This is a genomic window from Burkholderia sp. D-99 (assembly GCF_011605345.1).
Classification (GTDB): domain Bacteria; phylum Pseudomonadota; class Gammaproteobacteria; order Burkholderiales; family Burkholderiaceae; genus Burkholderia.
The window spans coordinates 80871-99630 of the sequence record NZ_JAAOXM010000007.1 but is presented as its reverse complement, the minus strand read 5'-3'; the positions used below and the strand labels follow the sequence as shown (position 1 = coordinate 99630).

The 18760-nt window shown below is 60.0% G+C and carries 26 protein-coding genes and 1 tRNA gene; 1 reads left to right on the top strand and 26 read right to left on the bottom strand.

Annotated features, from left to right (window positions below):
- Positions 1-483: 483 nt before the first annotated feature.
- Complete coding sequence (locus tag HAV18_RS24180) at positions 484-759, top strand: SinR family protein (RefSeq protein WP_166960814.1); 276 nt, start codon at positions 484-486, stop codon at positions 757-759.
- A 109-nt stretch (positions 760-868) separates the two neighbouring features.
- On the opposite strand, the gene HAV18_RS24175 is transcribed toward HAV18_RS24180, so the two are convergent.
- The 26 genes from HAV18_RS24175 to rlmH all read right to left on the bottom strand — a co-directional run bounded on the left by HAV18_RS24175 (position 869) and on the right by rlmH (position 18735).
- Complete coding sequence (locus HAV18_RS24175; protein WP_166960812.1) at positions 869-1129, bottom strand: pyocin activator PrtN family protein; 261 nt, start codon at positions 1127-1129, stop codon at positions 869-871.
- Positions 1130-1202: 73 nt separating this feature from the next.
- Complete coding sequence (locus tag HAV18_RS24170) at positions 1203-1781, bottom strand: hypothetical protein (protein ID WP_166960809.1); 579 nt, start codon at positions 1779-1781, stop codon at positions 1203-1205.
- Positions 1782-2149: 368 nt separating this feature from the next.
- A tRNA-Met gene (locus HAV18_RS24165) sits at positions 2150-2226 on the bottom strand.
- A gap of 167 nt (positions 2227-2393) precedes the next feature.
- On the bottom strand, positions 2394-2582 hold the full coding sequence (locus HAV18_RS24160; protein ID WP_166960585.1) for a hypothetical protein: 189 nt from the start codon (positions 2580-2582) through the stop codon (positions 2394-2396).
- Between the two features lie 232 nt (positions 2583-2814).
- The gene (locus tag HAV18_RS24155; RefSeq protein WP_166960807.1) at positions 2815-3891 is read right to left on the bottom strand and encodes a site-specific integrase; all 1077 of its coding nucleotides are present in this window, start codon (positions 3889-3891) and stop codon (positions 2815-2817) included.
- 6 nt (positions 3892-3897) lie between these two features.
- Positions 3898-5649, bottom strand: a complete 1752-nt coding sequence (locus HAV18_RS24150; protein ID WP_166960805.1) for a phage tail tip lysozyme — start codon at positions 5647-5649, stop codon at positions 3898-3900.
- Positions 5650-5735: 86 nt separating this feature from the next.
- Entirely contained in the window at positions 5736-6776 is a 1041-nt protein-coding gene (locus HAV18_RS24145) for a hypothetical protein (protein WP_166960802.1), read from the bottom strand.
- A gap of 279 nt (positions 6777-7055) precedes the next feature.
- Positions 7056-8057: a hypothetical protein gene (locus HAV18_RS24140; RefSeq protein ID WP_208102102.1), complete on the bottom strand. Its 1002-nt coding sequence runs from the start codon at positions 8055-8057 to the stop codon at positions 7056-7058.
- Positions 8058-8179: 122 nt separating this feature from the next.
- Positions 8180-8857 carry a hypothetical protein gene (locus HAV18_RS24135; protein ID WP_166960799.1) on the bottom strand — a complete coding sequence of 226 codons (678 nt, stop codon included), beginning with the start codon at positions 8855-8857 and terminating at the stop codon, positions 8180-8182.
- Between the two features lie 10 nt (positions 8858-8867).
- Positions 8868-9239, bottom strand: a complete 372-nt coding sequence (locus tag HAV18_RS24130) for a single-stranded DNA-binding protein (protein WP_166961354.1) — start codon at positions 9237-9239, stop codon at positions 8868-8870.
- Between the two features lie 112 nt (positions 9240-9351).
- On the bottom strand, positions 9352-9840 hold the full coding sequence (locus tag HAV18_RS24125; protein WP_166960796.1) for a hypothetical protein: 489 nt from the start codon (positions 9838-9840) through the stop codon (positions 9352-9354).
- Positions 9837-11162: an AAA family ATPase gene (locus tag HAV18_RS24120; RefSeq protein ID WP_166960793.1), complete on the bottom strand. Its 1326-nt coding sequence runs from the start codon at positions 11160-11162 to the stop codon at positions 9837-9839. The genes HAV18_RS24125 and HAV18_RS24120 overlap by 4 nt, the downstream gene beginning before the upstream one ends.
- Positions 11159-11344, bottom strand: a complete 186-nt coding sequence (locus tag HAV18_RS24115; RefSeq protein WP_166960790.1) for a hypothetical protein — start codon at positions 11342-11344, stop codon at positions 11159-11161. Before HAV18_RS24115 ends, HAV18_RS24120 begins: the two co-directional genes overlap by 4 nt.
- Positions 11341-11745: a hypothetical protein gene (locus HAV18_RS24110; protein ID WP_166960787.1), complete on the bottom strand. Its 405-nt coding sequence runs from the start codon at positions 11743-11745 to the stop codon at positions 11341-11343. Before HAV18_RS24110 ends, HAV18_RS24115 begins: the two co-directional genes overlap by 4 nt.
- A complete protein-coding gene (locus tag HAV18_RS24105; RefSeq protein ID WP_166960785.1) occupies positions 11738-11950 on the bottom strand; it encodes a hypothetical protein in 213 nt (70 codons plus the stop codon). Before HAV18_RS24105 ends, HAV18_RS24110 begins: the two co-directional genes overlap by 8 nt.
- Positions 11943-12176 (bottom strand): hypothetical protein, encoded by a 234-nt coding sequence (locus HAV18_RS24100; RefSeq protein ID WP_166960782.1) that lies wholly within the window; start codon positions 12174-12176, stop codon positions 11943-11945. Before HAV18_RS24100 ends, HAV18_RS24105 begins: the two co-directional genes overlap by 8 nt.
- Complete coding sequence (locus tag HAV18_RS24095) at positions 12169-12312, bottom strand: hypothetical protein (RefSeq protein ID WP_166960779.1); 144 nt, start codon at positions 12310-12312, stop codon at positions 12169-12171. Before HAV18_RS24095 ends, HAV18_RS24100 begins: the two co-directional genes overlap by 8 nt.
- Positions 12309-12590, bottom strand: coding sequence for a hypothetical protein (locus HAV18_RS24090; protein ID WP_166960777.1), 282 nt, complete (start codon positions 12588-12590; stop codon positions 12309-12311). The genes HAV18_RS24095 and HAV18_RS24090 overlap by 4 nt, the downstream gene beginning before the upstream one ends.
- A 68-nt stretch (positions 12591-12658) precedes the next feature.
- On the bottom strand, positions 12659-12934 hold the full coding sequence (locus tag HAV18_RS24085; RefSeq protein WP_166960774.1) for an XRE family transcriptional regulator: 276 nt from the start codon (positions 12932-12934) through the stop codon (positions 12659-12661).
- 147 nt (positions 12935-13081) lie between these two features.
- Positions 13082-13405 carry a transcriptional coactivator p15/PC4 family protein gene (locus HAV18_RS24080; protein WP_166960771.1) on the bottom strand — a complete coding sequence of 108 codons (324 nt, stop codon included), beginning with the start codon at positions 13403-13405 and terminating at the stop codon, positions 13082-13084.
- Positions 13402-13632, bottom strand: a complete 231-nt coding sequence (locus tag HAV18_RS24075; protein WP_166960768.1) for an AlpA family transcriptional regulator — start codon at positions 13630-13632, stop codon at positions 13402-13404. Before HAV18_RS24075 ends, HAV18_RS24080 begins: the two co-directional genes overlap by 4 nt.
- Positions 13633-13797: 165 nt before the next feature.
- Positions 13798-14616, bottom strand: coding sequence for a hypothetical protein (locus HAV18_RS24070; protein ID WP_166960765.1), 819 nt, complete (start codon positions 14614-14616; stop codon positions 13798-13800).
- An 81-nt stretch (positions 14617-14697) separates the two neighbouring features.
- Entirely contained in the window at positions 14698-15933 is a 1236-nt protein-coding gene (locus tag HAV18_RS24065) for a site-specific integrase (RefSeq protein WP_166960762.1), read from the bottom strand.
- 169 nt (positions 15934-16102) lie between these two features.
- Positions 16103-17572 carry a ribonuclease G gene (rng, locus tag HAV18_RS24060; protein WP_166960759.1) on the bottom strand — a complete coding sequence of 490 codons (1470 nt, stop codon included), beginning with the start codon at positions 17570-17572 and terminating at the stop codon, positions 16103-16105.
- Positions 17573-17580: 8 nt separating this feature from the next.
- Complete coding sequence (locus HAV18_RS24055) at positions 17581-18213, bottom strand: nucleoside triphosphate pyrophosphatase (protein WP_166961352.1); 633 nt, start codon at positions 18211-18213, stop codon at positions 17581-17583.
- A 51-nt stretch (positions 18214-18264) separates the two neighbouring features.
- On the bottom strand, positions 18265-18735 hold the full coding sequence (gene rlmH, locus HAV18_RS24050; RefSeq protein ID WP_006484265.1) for a 23S rRNA (pseudouridine(1915)-N(3))-methyltransferase RlmH: 471 nt from the start codon (positions 18733-18735) through the stop codon (positions 18265-18267).
- Positions 18736-18760 lie beyond the last annotated feature (25 nt).

The window sequence follows — 18760 nt, the reverse complement described above, 5'->3', positions numbered from 1 at the left end:
ACAGCTAACACCAGATTTGGTGGCTCGCAATTTGTGCGACGATCTTGTTTACGGTAGTGTTTACCGGCGCTGATCCGATCCCGGTAAAACTGGGAATCGGATCGACGCGTGGTCAGCCGCTGTCACTTTCCAGGGCGATAAGCGGCTGTTTTTGTGCAGTGCGCGACTTTAAGTCGGAAAAAAGCCGACGTCAAGACTGTCGTGCGCAATTGGAGCTTATGAAAATGACGGGCAAATTAAAACCAGGGCAACCCGCCCCTAGATCCGGCGAGTATGGGATCGTTGGTCCCCGTGGCGGTCAAACAGGAGAAGAAAGGACCGCGGTAAAGGGAAAGCCAATGCCGCCGACGCCCAAGCCTGGGCAGAGCTATCAGATGGATCGTCCGGCACACAACGGTGCCGGAAAAACACCGAAGAAGTAAGTTAGTTGTCGTGCGGGAGCATCCTCCCGCACGGGCCACATGTTTTTGCATGGATGACTAGATGATTACTTATGTCGTTGGGTATGACCTCACCCGTAAAGATGGCCACGACTACACGAACCTGATTAACGCGCTGAAAACGTCATTTTCTAATTGGTGGCATCACCTCGACTCGACATGGGTGATTGTGACGAATAAGACGGCAGTTCAAGTTCGTGATTGCTTGTCACCTCATATGCATCGAGACGACAAACTGTTCGTAGTTCAGTCTGCAGGCGCGGCAGCCTGGAGCGGATTTAATCAAGAAGGGTCAGTTTGGCTCAAGAGCAACATCTGAGCCAGTTTCGCGATTCGGTAGCATCTGCCCGACAGATGGGGAGTCGCGTAGAGTATAAAAAGCTAGTTTTCCTCTCGCCGAACAAAGCGCGAAAGAAGACTTGGCTCGGCTAGGAACGCAATTGTGCGCATTCTTTTAGCGCGGCAGCCCGGCGCTCATCGATGTAGTTCGCTAGATCCTGAATGTGGATGCCCTTCGCGCATTTTTGAGACATTTCCATCCGGATCAGCGGCAATGGGATCTCGCCCGCGGAGATCTTACGTACAAGCGTCTGCACAGTCATTGCGCCGAAGTAGTCCCTGCAGACGAGTTCGATCGGGACAATCGCTGTCGCGTTGTACTGAGCCATCAGTAGGAAGACAGTGTTCATGGTCCGTGGTCTCAGTTGATTGATGCATGAGCATGGTTCACCGATCACGTGCTCGCTGCTCGATGACTTGCCGCTAACCTCCTGCGGCAATGGCAGCGTAGGCAGTTTGAGCCTCCTGTCGCAATGTCTGGATCCGGTCTAGGATCGTGCGCGCCTGCTCCTTTCTTTTTGAGTCAAACTCTTGGTATGGGCTATGTACGCCATCAAAAAGAAGCCTGGCTTCCTTCAAACAGCTACGGATTGCGACCAATGCATTGATCTGATCGTCACGCAAGGCCGGTTGCTGGAGCAGCGAGGAAATACGAGGCAGCAGGTCTCCCATCGCCTCTGCAAATATCCCAAGCTGCGGGTGGTCGGGTAGAGGAAACCCATAGTGGCGAGGCGGCGAATCCGGCTCGAGTTGCAGCGTGCCGACGAGTTCATGGATCGCCTCTTCGCATTCGATAGCGATCAATCGCAGCGCACCGGCATGCGCAAGCGTTGCTATGCGCCGATCATCAGCACGCAGCTTCGCTTCCCGTCTTGACTGCAATGTAGGAAACAGAAAGGCCGCGACAACGGCGAGTGCGCCGCCAATGGCTTGCGCCCAGCCCGCAAGGCTGGCGTTAGTGCTATCACGCATCCACGCGAGAACGGAATGCACCACACCCATGACCGATCGCTCCAAGCGTTAAAGGTATAGATGCTAGCCTTTCGCATTTCGATTCACCAGACTCTACCGGCAATCACCATCTCGAGTTCGGACGCCGGGAACCGAGCTTGCTGCTGGCTAGCTGAAGCCAGACGCTCCACACCGCCCGACAATGACAACGCTCGTGCGTGCGTGGTCACATCCGTCGCGAATTCCTCGGCGGCTCCGGTGGCGACCCGATCGAATGCCGATTCAAATCTGTGAGAGGGTGGCAACGGGGCTGTCCGATTCAGCCCCGTGCTGCGAGCAGGGGTAGCGCGACCGGCTTTCTGCTGTGTGGCCGAGCCAAAGCAAAAGCCCGCTTGCTTTCGCAGAGCGGGCTTCGATGTTGGTTGCGGGGATAGGATTTGAACCTATGACCTTCGGGTTATGAGCCCGACGAGCTGCCAGACTGCTCCACCCCGCGGCGCGGAGTGTACTCGCACTGTTGCGGTGCGTCAAACGATCGGTGTCTTCCACGTCGAAATCAAGCCACTGGAGGTCTCTAGTCGGGAAGCAGTCACCTGATCTATCGGTGCGCTGGCGAGACCGGCTCTGCGTGTTACCTTCCTCGCTACTTGGGTAACAGTTTTGTTACCTTCGGTGCTTGGGTAACACTTTGGGTAACAGGATCACCACCGTCGCGGCGGTATTTTTGAGGTTCGCATTCGACGCGTCGACATCAACCTCATTGCCCGCAAACACAAGCCAGCCGCGCTCCTTCCACTTTGTGACCGTCTTCCGACTGACGTTGTGGAGTGCCGCGAACTCGCTCTGATTCATCGCACGATCTGTTACCTGTTACCCAAATTTCAAAACTCAGCGCTGGTGGAAATCCGCGAGTCTTCGTTCCCGCCCGTTCGGAAATCTTGCGGAAGGACCCGGGCGGTTTCGAGGGGGGGGGGGCCGGTAGTCCGAAGGGCGGAATTCCATGGCGATGGTGGCCATTTGCCGAACATGGCTCGATCGACAGGGCCGAAAAATCGCGATGACCATTTGGGATCGTGATTCCTTGTCATTGCTGGAGTTGCGGGGTGACGTTCGCCAGTGGCGCGCCACAAGTATCCGGGTGTAATCCAAAACCGATCTTCTCTGCGATGCGTTGCTGGCCGGCGGCGACAGTGCCCATGTCGACCTCGAGATACGCCGCTGTTGTGGTCAGGTTCTTGTGACGTAGGGCACGCTGAATAGATTGGACTGGCACACCGGCCTCACTGAGAAGCGTGGCGAACGTGCCGCGCAGGCGGTGGGCTGTGATGTGTGGTGCGCCGACCGCCTGGTTGGCAGCCAACATCGCAGAGCGGGTGAAGCCGGCCGGATAGGGGCGACCGTTCGCCTTCTGCAGGATCAGGCCGGCCGGTTTCCAGTCGAGCATCAGGTAGTCGATCAACCAGGCAGGAACGGGAATGGCATCGGCCTCGCGCCCCTTCGTGCGACCCGGCGTGTAGGTCTGACGAGCGATGTCGAGCCACTCCCATCGGGCCGTGATGGTCTCCGATTCCCGCAGGCCCATGCCGAGCATCAGTCGCACCGCGGTTCGAACGCCGTTTCGCTCACTTTCCGCAGTGTCGATGGCCGCCAACCAATCCTGGGCCAGCTTCACGGGCAGGATCGCTCGCGGTTTCTTCTGGACCTTCAGCGCGCGGACACGGAACGGGATCACCGGCAGGATGCCGCGACGCACCGCCCAGTTGCAGAGCAGGCGCAGGACCTTGAGCCACTGGTTGGCCGACACGGGTGCATGCGATTCGAGATGCTGTACGCGCGCGAGCTCGACGCGATCGGTCGACAGTTCGTCGATCAGCACGTCGGCCAGCCCGTAGAGGTGCAGCCGGCCGAAGGTCTCCACAACCTTGATGTGTGCGCGACTGGCCGTTGGCTCGTGGATCGTTAGCCATTGAGAGACGAGCTCACGCAAGGTCGGCAACTCCTTGCTGTCACGCGTCCAGAGCTTCGCCTCCCGAAATGCACGCTCCGCAACTTGCTCGGCGCGCTGCCGATCCGTTTCACGCGATGAGCGTTGCTGGCGTGCGCCGTTGATCTGGAAGCGATAGTGCCATACCTTGCCGACACGGAAGAGATGCACACTCATCGCGTATCACGGCCCCATCAACAAAGAATGACCGATCTGGCCGGTCGCCATGACTTCGCCGTTCGAGTGCACGCTCGCGCGAGTACCATGCGGAGCGCCCGGCATGTGAATCGTCACCTCAAGCTTCTGCGTCGCATAGCTCGACCGTACCGCTGAATCAATCTCTGCCGCCATCTGGCCGCGTCGGTACTCTTCCCGAGGATCCTTCGGGCGTTCATATAGGCGGGACACAACCCCACCAGACCCCACCGACGAGTCTTGTGCCATGAGCTGGATCCCGGCCTGCTGCGCACCCTTGTCCGGGCCGTAGCGGAGCTCATGGTCAACGTAGTCAAGTTGTTGTTCGAGCGTCGCTTTGCGAATGTCGATGCCGAAAATCTTCTTGAACGCAGCCTGGCGATCTTCATGCCATTGAGCGACCCCATATGCATGTCCGTTGTCGCCGACGGCGCGTGGGTTATATCCACTCTCCGGCCATAGGCTCGCAGCAATGCCAGCCGACTGCGGGCGAGTCCACCCCTTCATCATGAAGTACTTGACGACATAGGACGTCATAGGGTCTTTCGCGGCGCCGTTGCGACGTTTTGTCCCAATCGGGTCGCCGTCCCATACGTCGCCCGGCTGCGTCAGGCGTGTGTCACCTTCGCCTTTGTTCAGACCTTGGCTGTACATCAGACCGAGAGCGCCGGCAACGATCGGATTTGCCGCGAGCGGCATCAGAATTGTGGAGAGAGTCGTTGCTTTCCCAATTAGAGACGCAAGTCCCGCGATCGGCCCAGCGAACGTCACTGCGGCGATGGCGAGCGCGGCACCCTTGACGCCACCCAGAGATTCACCGACGTCAGCGATCGATTTCGCAGTCTTGTCCCAGTCAACGTTGTCGATCCAGTGCGCGATTTTTGGTCCGTAATCGTCCGCAAGGCGCGCGAACTCATCGACCGCGCGCCCGAGCGCCGGCGCAAGAGCTGAACCGACCGAGTTCTTCAGTTTGTCGACCGACGCGTCCAGTGCGATCATGGACTGATTGAATTTCTCGCCCTGCGCGATCTGCTCGGGCGACATCGTCGCGTTGAGTTCGTCGAATTTCGAAACGAACTGGTCGATGGAGCCGCGGCGGATCATCGCCTGGATGCCACCAAGCCCGAAAATGTCGAGGAACTTGCGCTGCGCCTGCGCGTTCGTGATCTTAGAAGCCGCAGCCGAAACGTCATGAAGGCCGCGCACGACGTCGATCGTGCCATCCTTCAGACGATGAATGCCGATCCCCTTGTCGGAGAGAACGCCGGCAACGAAGTTGTTTCGACCAGCTGATGCATCCTCGAACGCGTCTCCGAGCGACTGCATACTGCTCGTCATTGCGTCGGCAGACAGGCCCGCGACACGAGCGGCGCCGCGATAACGCTGCAGGTCAGTCGTCGAAACGCCAATCACGCTCGACGTATTGGCGATTTCGGTGGCCGCGCGCCCCCAGCTCGTCGCAAATGCAGCGATGCCCGCCACACTGCCAACGCCGACGATTGCCGCGAGAGGTGGCGCAATCGATGCGACGCTGCGTGCGACGGACTGCGCCGATTTCCCGACCGATTCGAATTTCTTGCCGAGCTGGTCGAGGCCGGTTTCCTTGTTGAAGGCAGCCACCGACGATTTGACGTCGGCGATCGGTTTCGTGATCTTCGCGATCGAATCATTGACGCGCCGTGCTACGGCCGTTGCCTTGTCGGTCGCACTTATGACGAGATTGAACGAATTCGATGCCATTGCAGGCTTTCCTTATGGCGTGACGCTATTGTCTTCGGAGGCGCTGTTGGCCGTTCCAACTCTGAAACGTACTACGTGAAATCTCATCAAACGTACTGTCCACCAGTCGACGACGAGCCAGCTGTGGAGCCCGGGAAATAATTCGTACCTCCGCTGTTCGTGTTGATCACGGAGTTTGTCTGCGAGGTATATCGGGATCCGGTGACGTTCGATGTTCCGGAGAAGGTGATCCCGACCGCATTGATCTGCGATAGACCGTTCGCAAATGCGAATGCATTCGTGATTCCGATGCTGGTCCCGATCGTAACGGTGATACCCCCGGCGACGTTCAATGAGCCACCATTCGCGACGTTGTAGTGGCTTCCAGCTCCGCCGTTATTCGCAATCGAGTAGTTGGCGTTGATATTGAGCACGCCCTCGGCATTTGCGAGGAAATGTGACCCAGCTGAGAACCCCAAGGTCAAGCCGGAGCCGATGTTCAGAATCGATCCCCAGCCGGATGCCTGCGCACACGATGACCCGTTGCTATTGTTCACGAGCGTAAACGGGCCCGATATAGCGAACTGCGCCCCAGCAGTTGCATAAAAACAAGCTGCTGAGCCACCAGATGGATTCGTGACAGTCGCTAATCCCGTCGCCACCACCTGTACAGAATTAGAAGCGAGCGCGCCAAAGAACGCCCCGATCGCGATGCCAGGGGCATACGACCCAGCAGCAACGTTGATTGTTGCCGTGTACCCCGCGAGATCGTAGTTCTGCTGCAGTACCGTGAGCGCCTTTGTAATCGTCGCCCACGCAGCCCCGGACGTCAGCCCATTGTTGCTATCGCTGCCCGTCGATGCATTGACGTAGAAGTTCGTGTTCTGTGTGAGCCTTGTGCGAGTCGCCTGTTGCAACAATGCACTGATTGCCTTCTGAAGCTGGTCTTGCTTCGTCTTGTCAGGAGCGATCCCCGCAGCGCTCAAGACGTTCAAGACTTCCATCATCAGGGTGTTCATGAAGTCCGCGCGCAAAACAGTCGACGGCACCGCCGTGGCAGGATTCCCGTCCGTAAAGAAGCCCGCGGTTCCAGCCGCGGCCGGCACGGGCATTACCGAAACTGCGGTGGGGTCATCGTATTGGTACATTGCATTTTCCTGTGTAGGCAACGAGGACGCTGCAGTTGCGTCATCAATTCGAAACATCACATGCCTCCTCGTTGCTATAGCCTTCGTTCACTCACTTGATAGTGCTAACCATTCCCTTTGGTGTTACTGCCGCCTGCCGCGTTAGAACCCAGCGGGGTAGCTGGGAGAGGTTCCGCTTCCAAAAGCATCGGCAGTTGCCGGTGTTTTTACCCACCGCCGGCTGGGGCTTGGCACTTCGACAAGGCACGCCGCCTCACGCCAGAGCTTCGCGTGGTCGGCTTAGAGAGCAGCCAAGCGCTGCTGGTCCGCTTTCGTCCAATCTTCGCTTTCGAACTTGCCGAGGTCGTCTCGGTTTGCGAGTTCCTTCCCGATATTCATTTCATTCGCTTTCTGCCACGTCCGGAATCCGCTCGAGTCGCCCTTGATTTCGTACGGCTCGGTGAGGGCCTCTTCGATCGTTTTCATGCGAACCGGCGGTACTTCGGGTTCTTCCGGGCGATCGATGCGGCCGCCAGGGCCATCCCAAGCACCCTTGCGGACGTACGGAGCGGGGCGTTTTGCGAGCGGCACATATGGCCTGTGCTTACGCGCGAGCACCAACACGTCCGTGATCGGTCGCATTGCTTCAGAGATTTGTGCCTCTGCCGCTGCGGTGTCATCGCTCCTGGTTTCCAGCAAATTGGTGGACGCTTCGTAAGTCCCGCTGCGCGTAGTGATGCGCATGCAATGATCGAGGTCCGGAATGAGCGCGCTCTGCAGGAAGTCTCCCGTTCGGTCGGCCCGTACGAGACCGTGCAGTGCACGAACCTTCGCGTAGATGAGCTGCAGCTCGTGCAGCTTGCCGCGGAGCTCTTCGGCGATGTCGGATCGCAGTGATTGCGCCGCGATACTGGCCTCGACGCGGACGAAGCCAATTGCGATTTCGATTTTTTCGTCGAGGTCCGGCGCGAGGGCCTCAAGCGTTTCGAGACGCGCCTGCGCGCGACGTACAGAGAAACCTTTCTCCGCGATGACTCCGTCCAGCGCCTTGATCTGCTTCTGCTTGGCGGGTAGCTGCGCATCGTCGATGAGCACGACTTCGGCATCGAGGGTCGCCATTTGTTGGCGAAGGCTCGAGAGCTCGGATTCGAGCGCGCTGATTTCGGCCGGCGCAGCATTGACCGCGTCGTCGAGCTTTTTGCGCTGATCGAGCAGTTCGCGCAGATTGCTGATCGTCTCTGCGTCGATGGTCAAATCGGGCTTCGCCTGGGCGGCGGGGATGGGCTGCTGGGTGCGTGCCATAGAGTCCTCTCGGTCGGGGCGGCCGCACTATGCGGACGTCAGATGTCGAGAGAACTGTAGTTCCGGTAACCGGTCAGCGCGACCGTACGGTGACCGTAGAGTCACCGGAGTAGGCCATACGACTAGTCGCCGTCGTTCGGGTACCAGGTAGCCGATACCGTTTTCTGCGGAAGACCGAGATCGCCCACAAGGTCGACTGAGTGGGGGTAGTGCTTTTGCAGTGCGGCTCGTGCATTTTCCGCAGACAATTCTTCCTCATTAACCAAATAGAGCGCTACGCCAGCGGCATTCCAACGCGCCACCCGCTTTTTCTCTTCCATTCGCCGATATTTTTTCAGAGCAGGGTAGTCCTCAGCATCGCCCAATCTCTTCTGCAGCCAATCAACCCCGTTGGGGCGACCAATGAAAGGTCCTAGAGCGTTCGCCAGCGCGGTACTCTTCGGCCACTCGTCCGTCTGCGCTGCCGGCCTATCGGATTCGTGCGCCTGAGCGGTGACGCCGCGTGGCTCGGTTGGCAACTGAACACCAACGCCGAGGCTATCGAGCCACGCATTGAGGTCGGCATCGCTGACGATGCACCAGGTTGAGGTCATGAAGGCCGCGATACCGTCTTGCCGGATAGGCAGTTTGCTACCCGGATCGCGATAGACGATTTCGTTTTCGCAGACGGCGTGCTGAAGCGCAGCGAGATAGCAACGCTCGACGTCCGCGTGCGGATCATTGCTATCGTCGGCAGCGTCAGCGGGGTAGAGCTCTGCAGCGATCGCTGCCGCAGCCTCCTTGAGCTTGTAGAAGTTCATGTGCCCTCCCTCAAAGATCGTCGTTCGTGCCGGCCGTCTTGGGCTCGTCTGACGCGGGCGGATGAACTGCCTTCCGCTTGCGCTGCACGTGATATGCCGTCAGAAGACCATGGGCGACCATATCGAGCGCCGGCTTCACGATGCCATTCTTGTCAGTCCAGACCTTTGGCGTAAGCGCGCCCGAGAGCGATACGCTGTCCGCGTCGTCGAGAGCGAGCAATGCAGTCTGTACATCGACGTTGAACGCGATCACATTCACGAACAGCGTTTCGCCGTCGCCAGCAGTCGCGCGCACCTTGCATGTCACGAACCGCTTTCCATTCTGTCCTGTTCCGATCTGGGCTTCGCCGTAGAGGCGCCCGCTTACCAAGCCATCGATCATCATTTACCCCCTGTTCGTGTGTCGTGTTGCCGCATCCGAATATGATCCCATGCCCGTCAAGCTGAAGAAGCCATACATCGTCGCGACTCGCGGCCGCGTGCGTTGATGGCACTCATCGATTGAACCTCCACGCCCGCTGGGCGGCTGCCTGCCGCGCCTGATTCTCGGCTCGCGCAATCTGAAGTCGGTCCCTGAAATAGCCAAGGTCGGGCAAGAGCGTCGATAGTGGCTGACGTTCTATCGCGCCGATTACTAGGTCGTAGGTGTCGTCGCGCCAGTGCTCCAATCTCGCGAGCTCGTCGACGACCTTGAATAGCTCGCGTTGTATGGATTTGAGCCGGGTCGAGTCGAGATACGGCCCCCAAGGCAGATATAGACCGGCGCCTGGCTCACGGAGCGCCCCGACGCAATCGGCGGGAGTCTCCGCCTCTTCGACTTCCGCGGCTCTAAGGTGGGCCAGAATTTCCGACTTATGAGCAGCGATCTCCGGTTTGATGACGGCAATAGCGTCAGCCGGCCCGCGCAGCTTCACCTTGTCGCCGTTCGAGCTCAGACGGATTCCCATAGCTTTCGCTTTGTTGACAATTGCGATGGCGTTCATAGGTCCGTCTCCGATTCTCCGCACGGATTCTCGGAAGAATTCTCCGAAGACGACACTCCCTTGGCAATGTCCCCTTCGGTAGAATCGCCAAAATCGACCGCCCGCAAACCCTTGCCAGAGCCGAAGGGGACACGACTTCCCGAAGAGGACACGGTATAGAGAGTGGGATTCTTCGTGTCTTCTTCGGGGGCTGTCTCCTTCGCGAGCGCCCATTCCCATCCTTCCTTCATCCCAATCTTGCGTGTTTCCACGCCGAGTTTTTTTCCGGCCCTTTGCATCATTTTCCAGTTGAAACCGGCACCGTCCGCGTCAGCTTTCAGAACCTTCGTTCTGACCGGTCCATCCGACAGCAGACCGGTCAGAAATTCGCAGGCATCGTCCAGCCCGGTGCGCTCTTCGTCGTCTTGCTCAACGTCGCCCAGAATGTCTCGGGCCGATCCATCGATCAGCGCACCCCATACAACCCGGCTTGCCGTAATACCGTTCGTTTCGGTCAGTTCGAGCGAATACGCTACGCCGCCGTCATCCGGGGCGATATTCGATTTTGCTCGGGCCAGAATGCGGCGCTCGGCTGTCTCGTCCTTGCCGGCAATCAGCACCATGCGGGCGAGCGCGACGAACGCTTGTGAGCCGATAACGCGCTCGGCGGGGGAACTGCCCTTGGTGCCCTTGGCAAAATGCGAAATGCCGAGTACGCAGCAACCATGTGCGTTTGCCATGTCGACCAGCGATTGGAGGTTCCGTCGCACGTCGTTGACACGATGAGCGTCGCCAGACACTGCGGAAACGATCGGATCGAGGATCAGCAGACGCGCCGCGTCCATATCTGTCAGCCGCTCGGACAACAATGGCATGTCGGCAGCCGGATCGAATGGAAGCAATTCTCCGTTCCCGTCGGTGCGGCCCGTGATGATGTGTATCCGATCAAGATCCGCACCGGCCGCCATCAGCCGCGGAACGATCGTATCGGCTGGGTTGTCTTCGCCGCTCCACACGAGGACATCACCGACGCGATTGCAGACCGTTCCATCCGGCCAGGTGCCACCACGCGTGACGGTCGCGGCCAGCGCGAGTGCGAGCGTCGTCTTACCAGTCCCCGGAGATCCCGCCAGCAGGGTCAATTTCCCCTCCGGGAGCCAATCCGGCCAAAGCCAGCGAATTGCTTCCGGCACAATGTCGGAGGCGCGTGAGAGCGTTACAGCCGGCCGTGATTTTTCGTCATTCACGCTGCGGGCCTGCGCGAAGAATGCTGAGCGCGCTGCCGCGATGCGACTCGCCTCGAGTTCATCGTCGAGAGCAAAATCGATAAGATGGTCCGTCATAGCAGGCCCTCCGCTGCTTTCCGGTTGAGCCAGATCTTGGCTGCAGTCACGATGTTCGCTGTCACCCACTCTTTGTGCTTTTCCCACTCGCGGTCACCCATCTGTTTCTTGCAGCGCTCGATTTCGCGCTCGATCATGGAGTTGGCGCGCGCCCGGATACTCTGGCTCTTCGTCGAACTCATGCGGTCGCCTTATCTGATGAGGAATGCAAATCTCTTTGGATACGACGAGACTTGCTGGCCGCCAGCTTCTCCGTCAGTCGAATGCGCAGCAAACACTCCGACTCGCTTCCGATATGGGCAATGCGGGCGATCGCCTCAACTTCGTCGGCGATGCGGTACAGCAACGCCGTCTGATCTGTATCCTGAAGAGATCCGCATTGCGGCTTGTCTTCGATGCCGCGGTCACCATCTATCAGGCCGGCAAGACCCGCGATGTGAGTGCTGAGGGTGAAGGCCATGTTTGCTGCCTCTCCTGTAGCCGCAGACAAATACGCCAGATCGTCGTCGGATGCGGCACGCGAATCGAAGCGATCCCAGAAGAAGGCGAGCAGTCCGGCCGCGTCGGGTTGCCGATTAGCCATGGCGAGCCTCCGAAGTCGCGACTTTCTGCATGGTGGCCGCGAAGCCACTCGCGATCTCTTGTCCGAGATTCGCCAGCTGATACGCATAGCAATCCGTCTCAAGCTCGCTGCGGATCGCATGGAACATCGCCTCGAGTTGCTCCAGTTGCTGGACGGCCGTCGACGCGAACGGCGCGGCCGGATGTATTTGTGCCACGTTAGCCATGGGACACCTCCGCACGGGCGCGACGCTCCTCGACACGTCCCCGCGCGAGCTCGTACTCTTCGCGCAGAATGTCGATCAACAAAGGCAGTGCGGCTTCGAGCTCCTCGGGCTCGAAATGATCCGCGTCGATGCTCAGACCGAAGATCGCTCGGCCGCTGATAGCGCAGTCTCTGCTGACGCCGGGGATGCGCTGAAACTTACCGTAGTCGCGGCTATTGTTAGACATGGGCTGCCTCCGTACGAGCGAGATTGGCCAGACGCATCAGGGCGTCGGCGAGCGTGTCGATAGCATCATTCGGGTGGTCGGACATAGCCGCGTCACGAAGCGCGCGACGGACAATTTCGAGAGCGGTCGAGTTCATGCGCGCACCTCCAATGCTTCTCGATCAGCGCGGGAGGCCGCTTCGATACGGCGCTTGAACGAGCGTTCGAACGCTGCAAGGCAGTTGGCGTAGGAGGGGATGCGACCGAGGCCGGCGACGAGATTGTCGAACGTCGACCGGCACCACGGGTTCGGGCGTGCGGTGGGGCGAACCTTCAGCCAGTGTTCCGCGGCGCGGATGCCGGCGAGCTCGAACAGATCCTGGGTGACCGCGATCGCGGGCTTTGACGGTCGACCGTTGCGCCAGGAACTCGGCACGAGGTCGAACGGATCGGCCGATGATGTGAGGGAATCCGGGAACGCGGCAACGTGCGCGCCACCGGCGATTACTCGCTGTCCAGATCGATCGTCGCGCCGACCGCCCGCATCCTGTTGAGAATTCGCTCGAGGGTCTCCGAGTCGAGCTCCAAATGAGCCATCATCGTGAATAGCATTTGCGGGTTCATTTGACGCCCGGTATCCGGGTTCGGATTCGTGTACTTGCGCCAGTGCTGGTCGCCCGCAAGCCAGGCCAGATCGGCCATCTGCTTCCCGGTCATCCCGAGACTGTTTTTCAATGCCGAGAGATCTTCCGGCGAGGGGGGAGTGTATTTGATAGGCATGGGTAGCCGCGCGACACGCGGATAACGTGAGCTTCATGGTTTCGTCCTTTCGGGGTAAACGGGACTCGCGACTGCGTTTCCCTATGGACGTGAAATTAGCCCCATTGGAGCTACTTGTCAACAGTATGCCACCCGTTCGGTTTTTCATCAGTTCACCCCCTTCGCATCGAACGCCCGGCCGGCGATCATCAGCGCCTGCACGAGCTCGGCGAGCTGAGACGGGTTGAGGGTGACGCCTTTCTGGCTCGGACGGTATACGCCATCAGTGTCTAGATACCAGCAGCGTACGTCGAGGAACTCGCGCCCGCGGTACTGACGTCGCTGGACGCGGAGGCGTTCCGTTGCACTACGGAGAACGTCGAGAAAGCACGTCGAATGGTCGACGAGCGGGGTATCATTGCCTCGGGTCGTCTGGGTCGCGCTCTTGCCGGAGTCGCGGCCCTTTTCATTTTGGGTCGTCGGGTTCGTCATGCGTGCGCTCCCGTGAGAGCGGCGCGCAGCTCGCCGACGTTCCATCGGGTAGAGTGGCCGAACTTCTTCGGGGCGGGGATCAGTGCAGACGCAACCCGGCGCCAGACCGTTGGGACCGCGCAGCCGTACAGGCCGGCAACGGTGCGCACGTCGACGTGGGCAGAGTCGGGGAGATCATCGAATGAGACGAGCGCCTTAGAAAGCAAGGCTTTTGCGAGGTGGGACATCAGTATCGCTCCTGAAGTGGCGCGATACGGCCCGGCAGGTATCGCGCCGTCGTGATTCAATTTGCGACGGGCGACACCGATAGTATTGACGAGACTTTGGGGCGTCTCTGCGTGTGGCGGTAGACAACTCAGTTCGAGGGCATACTGCTCAGTCTACCGCTAGGCCTACAGTCCACTCTTTTCCCAATCCCTGCACCAGTCCTCAATTTGTTTTTGGCTGACGAGATGGGTGCATTTCTCAAGCATGTCCCGCGAGAATGCGGCTTTGGTTTTGTACTTTGCCGGTTCTCGTTGCCATTCGTTCCAACATTCGCGAACGAATTTCTTTTCGACCTGCCTTGGGTCCCGGGCGTGCTTTGCCTTCCCACCGCTCTGGCCGATGGTGCGTAATGCGATGCGAATGCCATGAGGCGCCGGCCCGGCAACTGCTCGCTCATATTCCTGAGCTAGGTCAAGGGATGAAATCGCGTACCCCATGGCCCTCGCTGAAGACAAAGCGTCCTTGTTGTAGAGGGCCAACATGCACTGATCGATGCACCAAAGCGAATATGCGCTAGCGAGTCGTATCGGGTACAAGTTGTCATTTGGATCGCCCGCCCAGAAGTCGGTTTCATCGTATCTTCGATTCAACGAGAGTGGGCTGCCAACCGATGCTTCGACGTCCTTTAGCGCGCGCACCAGGCTTTCGCTTGCTAACCGTTTCGCGTTATCACCTTCTGCTCGATTGGGATCATTCAAAACGTATTCTGGGTATCCCGATTGAGCAGGGGACATGAACACAGAAATAGCCGCCGCGAAATGCCACCACACAAATAGCGCGAAGTCGCCTGGAATCTCGTCAACGCGCCCAGAACACCATGCCTCCCATGGGCCATTCTCCGGATCGCTGCCGTCGCACCCTATGTATTCAGCCGGCGACATCGTGGAGAAATATCCTTGCAGCTGAGATAGCTGGATTTCGGTTCCTACAGATTCGGATTCCATTGTGCTCCCTGTTGCAATTCATGTCGCTCATACCGGGTTGCGGTCCCGGCGATGCCCTTGCGAGCTTGGTGAGGCCAAACGCTATGCTGATCTATTGATCGGTATCACATTCCATTTTTCACCATGCATACGCGCAATCAGATAGGCGGCCCATAGTTCTAGAGCTTCGCGCCGCTCATCCCAGTACGTGTACTGATCGTAGATTCCTTCCACACCAGGGACCTTGTGGTTCAAGCACATTTCCGAAATGTCGCGCGACACCTTGAGCCGGCGCATATGGCTCTTCATCGTGCTTCGAAGATCGTGAGGTGTAAAGCGGCGAATCGCGGGGGCATGATGCTCGATCCAGTAGTCGATCGCCTCGCGAATTGCGTCTTTCGATACGTGTGTGTCACCGTCGTGCCGATCGATGCGATTGCTCAATCGGGCTGGCAGGACGTATTCCGAAGTTCCAGCTAGATCGAGCAACCGCTCGAACCACTCGATCACGATGGGCGCGAGCGGAATGTCCATTTCCGGGCCTGTCTTGCTTTTCGGAACGTGCCAGCGTGCCTCATTTAGGTGTAGGTCCCGCCGGAGTGCGGTGAATAGCTCTGAGATTCGCACACCGGTTGCAAGCGCGATCCTCACGGCGTAGAGGTTCACGTCGCGCATTTTCGCGTTCAGCAGGACGTGAAGTTCGTCGTCGGTCAGCATTAGTCGCTGCTTCACTTCCGGCCGTTTCCCGATGATCGCGTCGAGCTGGATGCCCGCGCATGGATTTGCGACGATGATTTTCTTGCCAGTCGCGTGCTTGAACATACCGCGCAGAACGCACCAAAGCGTGAACGTTTCGACCCATCCGAGGTCATGGCGCTCGATCTCGGCCACGATGTCGGCAGGCCCGACAGACTGAACAGACATCGATCCCATGCCGTTCTCGACGCGCTTGATGTTGCGGCCGTAGCTGCGTTGCGTGCTGGCTGCGAACGTGCTGAGTACCTTTTCGCGGTAATCCTTCGCGAGTTGCCGAACGGTCCAATCCTTCCGCACTTTGACTTTGCGGACTTCATCGGCCGGGTTGATGCCTTCGCTCACTTCGACGCGCCTTTTAGCTGCAGCCGTGCGTGCAGCTGATAGCGAAAGATCTGGGTATCGACCAAGGGTCAGTTCTTGGCGCCGTCCTCCGTGCCGAAATCGAAGCACCCATGCGGCAGTACCGCCTTGAGACAGAGTGAATGTGAGGCCGCCGCCGTCCGATTTTGCTATAGGCTCGCCGGCACGCAGCCACTTGCGAAGCTGTACATCGGTTAGCAGGTTCGATTCCCGTTTCGCCATGCGAGGCCAACTCCAGAGTATTAGCGCTGCTAGCTACCCATCTAGCTACCCACTTGAGGTGCGCTTCCTTGAAACCGGATGATACGGGAAGATCCTTCAAAATTGAAAAAGCCTTGCTGGGCAAGGCTTCTAACGAGGTTGGGTGATGTTGGTTGATATGGGGTAAACCCTACATCAAAACTATATCGTACTGCTCCTGGCTCAGGTTCGATTCGACCTGCAGCGACACCGGCTTGCCGATGAAGTCGATCAGCATCGCGAGATGCTGCGATTCCTCGTCGAGGAACAGGTCGATCACCTGTTGCGCGGCGATCACGCGGAATTCGCGCGGGTTGAATTGCCGCGATTCGCGCAGGATCTCGCGCAGGATGTCGTAGCACACGGTGCGCGACGTCTTCACCTGGCCCTTGCCCTGGCAGGTCGGGCAAGGCTCGCACAGCACGTGCGCGAGCGATTCGCGCGTGCGCTTGCGCGTCATCTCGACGAGCCCGAGCTGCGAGAAGCCGTTGACCGTCACGCGCGTGCGGTCGCGCGACAGCGCCTTCTTCAGCTCGGACAGCACCGCGTCGCGATGCTCGGCGTTCTCCATGTCGATGAAGTCGATGATGATGATCCCGCCGAGGTTGCGCAGCCGCAACTGCCGCGCGATCGTGTGCGCGGCTTCGAGGTTGGTCTTGAAGATCGTGTCGTCGAAGTTGCGCGCGCCGACATAACCGCCGGTGTTCACGTCGATCGTCGTCATCGCCTCGGTCTGGTCGATCATCAGGTAGCCGCCCGACTTCAGGTCGACGCGGCGCGACAGCGCGCGCTGGATTTCCGTCTCGATGTTGTACAGGTCGAACAGCGGCCGCTCACCGGTGTAGTGATGCAGCTTCGGGGCCACGGCCGGCGTGAACTCGGACGCGAATTCCGCGAGGCGCTGATACGTCTCGCGCGAATCGACCTGGATGCGCGTCGTGTCGTCGTTCGAGAAATCGCGCAGCACGCGCTGCGCGAGATCGAGATCCTGGTACAGCAGGCTCGTCGCAGGCAGCCGCTGCGCAAGCCCGACGATCGTCGCCCACGTCTTGCGCAGGTACGTGACGTCGCCGGCCAGTTCGTCGGAGGTGGCATCCTCGGCGATCGTCCGCACGATGTAGCCGCCTTTCTCGTCCGGCGGGATCACGGCCGTCAGGCGCGCGCGCACGGCCTCGCGCTCGGCCTCGCTCTCGATCTTCTGCGAGATGCCGATATGCGGCTCCTGCGGCAGGTAGACGAGCGTGCGGCCCGCGATGCTGACCTGCGTCGACAGCCGTGCGCCCTTCGTGCCGATCGGATCCTTGATCACCTGGACCATCAGCGTCTGGCCCTCGAACACGATCTTCTCGATCGGCTGGTGCGGCGTGCCCGACTGCGGCTCGCCCGCGAGGCGCGGATGCCAGATGTCGGCGACGTGCAGGAATGCCGCGCGCTCGAGGCCGATGTCGATGAACGCCGACTGCATGCCGGGCAGCACGCGCACGACCTTGCCGAGATAGATGTTGCCGACCCGCCCGCGCGACAGCGTGCGCTCGACGTGAAGCTCCTGCACCGCGCCTTGCTGGACGAGTGCGACCCGCGTTTCCTGCGGCGTGAGGTTGATCAGGATTTCTTCGTTCATGGTGGGATTCAGAAGGCGACACGCGCGGCGCGCAACAGCGCCGCGGTCTCAAAAAGGGGCAGACCCATGATACCTGAATGGGAACCGTCGATTCGCTCGATGAATTCTGCCGCGCGCCCCTGGATTGCGTACGCGCCGGCCTTGCCGAATGGTTCGCCCGATTCGACGTAGCGCGCGTACGCGTCGCGCGACGCGGCCGCGAAGCGCACCGACGAGCGCGACAGCGCGGGCGGCAGCAGTTCGCCGTCGGCATCGATCACGGCGACGGCGGTCAGCACTGCGTGTTCGCGGCCTGCGAGGCGCGTCAGCATCGCGAGCGCGTCGCCGGTGTCGGCCGGCTTGCCGAGGATCGCGCCGTCGATCGTGACGGTCGTATCGGCGACCAGCACCGGCGCGGCCGGCTTGCCGCTCGCGACGAGGCGTGCACGCGCGGCTTCGGCCTTCGCGATGGTCACGCGCCGCACGTAGGCATCGGCGGCTTCGCCGGGCAGTTCGACCTCGAGCGCTTCGGCGTCCTCGTCGGGGCGCGGCAGCAGGAGTTCGAAGCGTACGCCGATCTGCTGCAGCAGCTCTTGGCGGCGCGGGCTTTGCGAAGCGAGGTAAAGGGTCGGGAAAAGCGCGGGGGACGTGCTCGACGGCATGGTGTCGTTATCTCGGTGAGCGCGCATGGCGCGCGTCTCGAGGACGACACGTCATGCGCGGTGGTAGGGGTGATTCTGCGTGATGCTCCACGCCCGGTAAAGCTGTTCGGCGAGCAGCACGCGCACCATCCCGTGCGGCAACGTCATGCTCGAGATGCGCAGCAGCACGTCGGCACGCGCTTTCAGTTCCGGATCGAGCCCGTCGGCACCACCGATCACGAACGCGACGTCGCGGCCGTCCTGCTGCCAGCCGGGCAGCGCCTGCGCGAGCTGCATCGTGGTCCAGTCGCGGCCGCGCTCGTCGAGCGCGACGAGGCGCGCGCCCTTCGGCAACGCGGCCTCGATCTTCTGCCGCTCGGCCGCCATCACGCTTTCGGCGCTGCGGCCGCCAGAACGCAGTTCGGGCTTGATCTCGCGCAACTCGATGCGCAGTTCCGGCGGCATCCGCTTCGTGTATTCGTCGAAGCCGGATGCGATCCAGCCCGGCATCTTGTGGCCGACCGCAAGGATGAAAAGCTTCATCGGGAGACGCGTAACGACTCGGGAC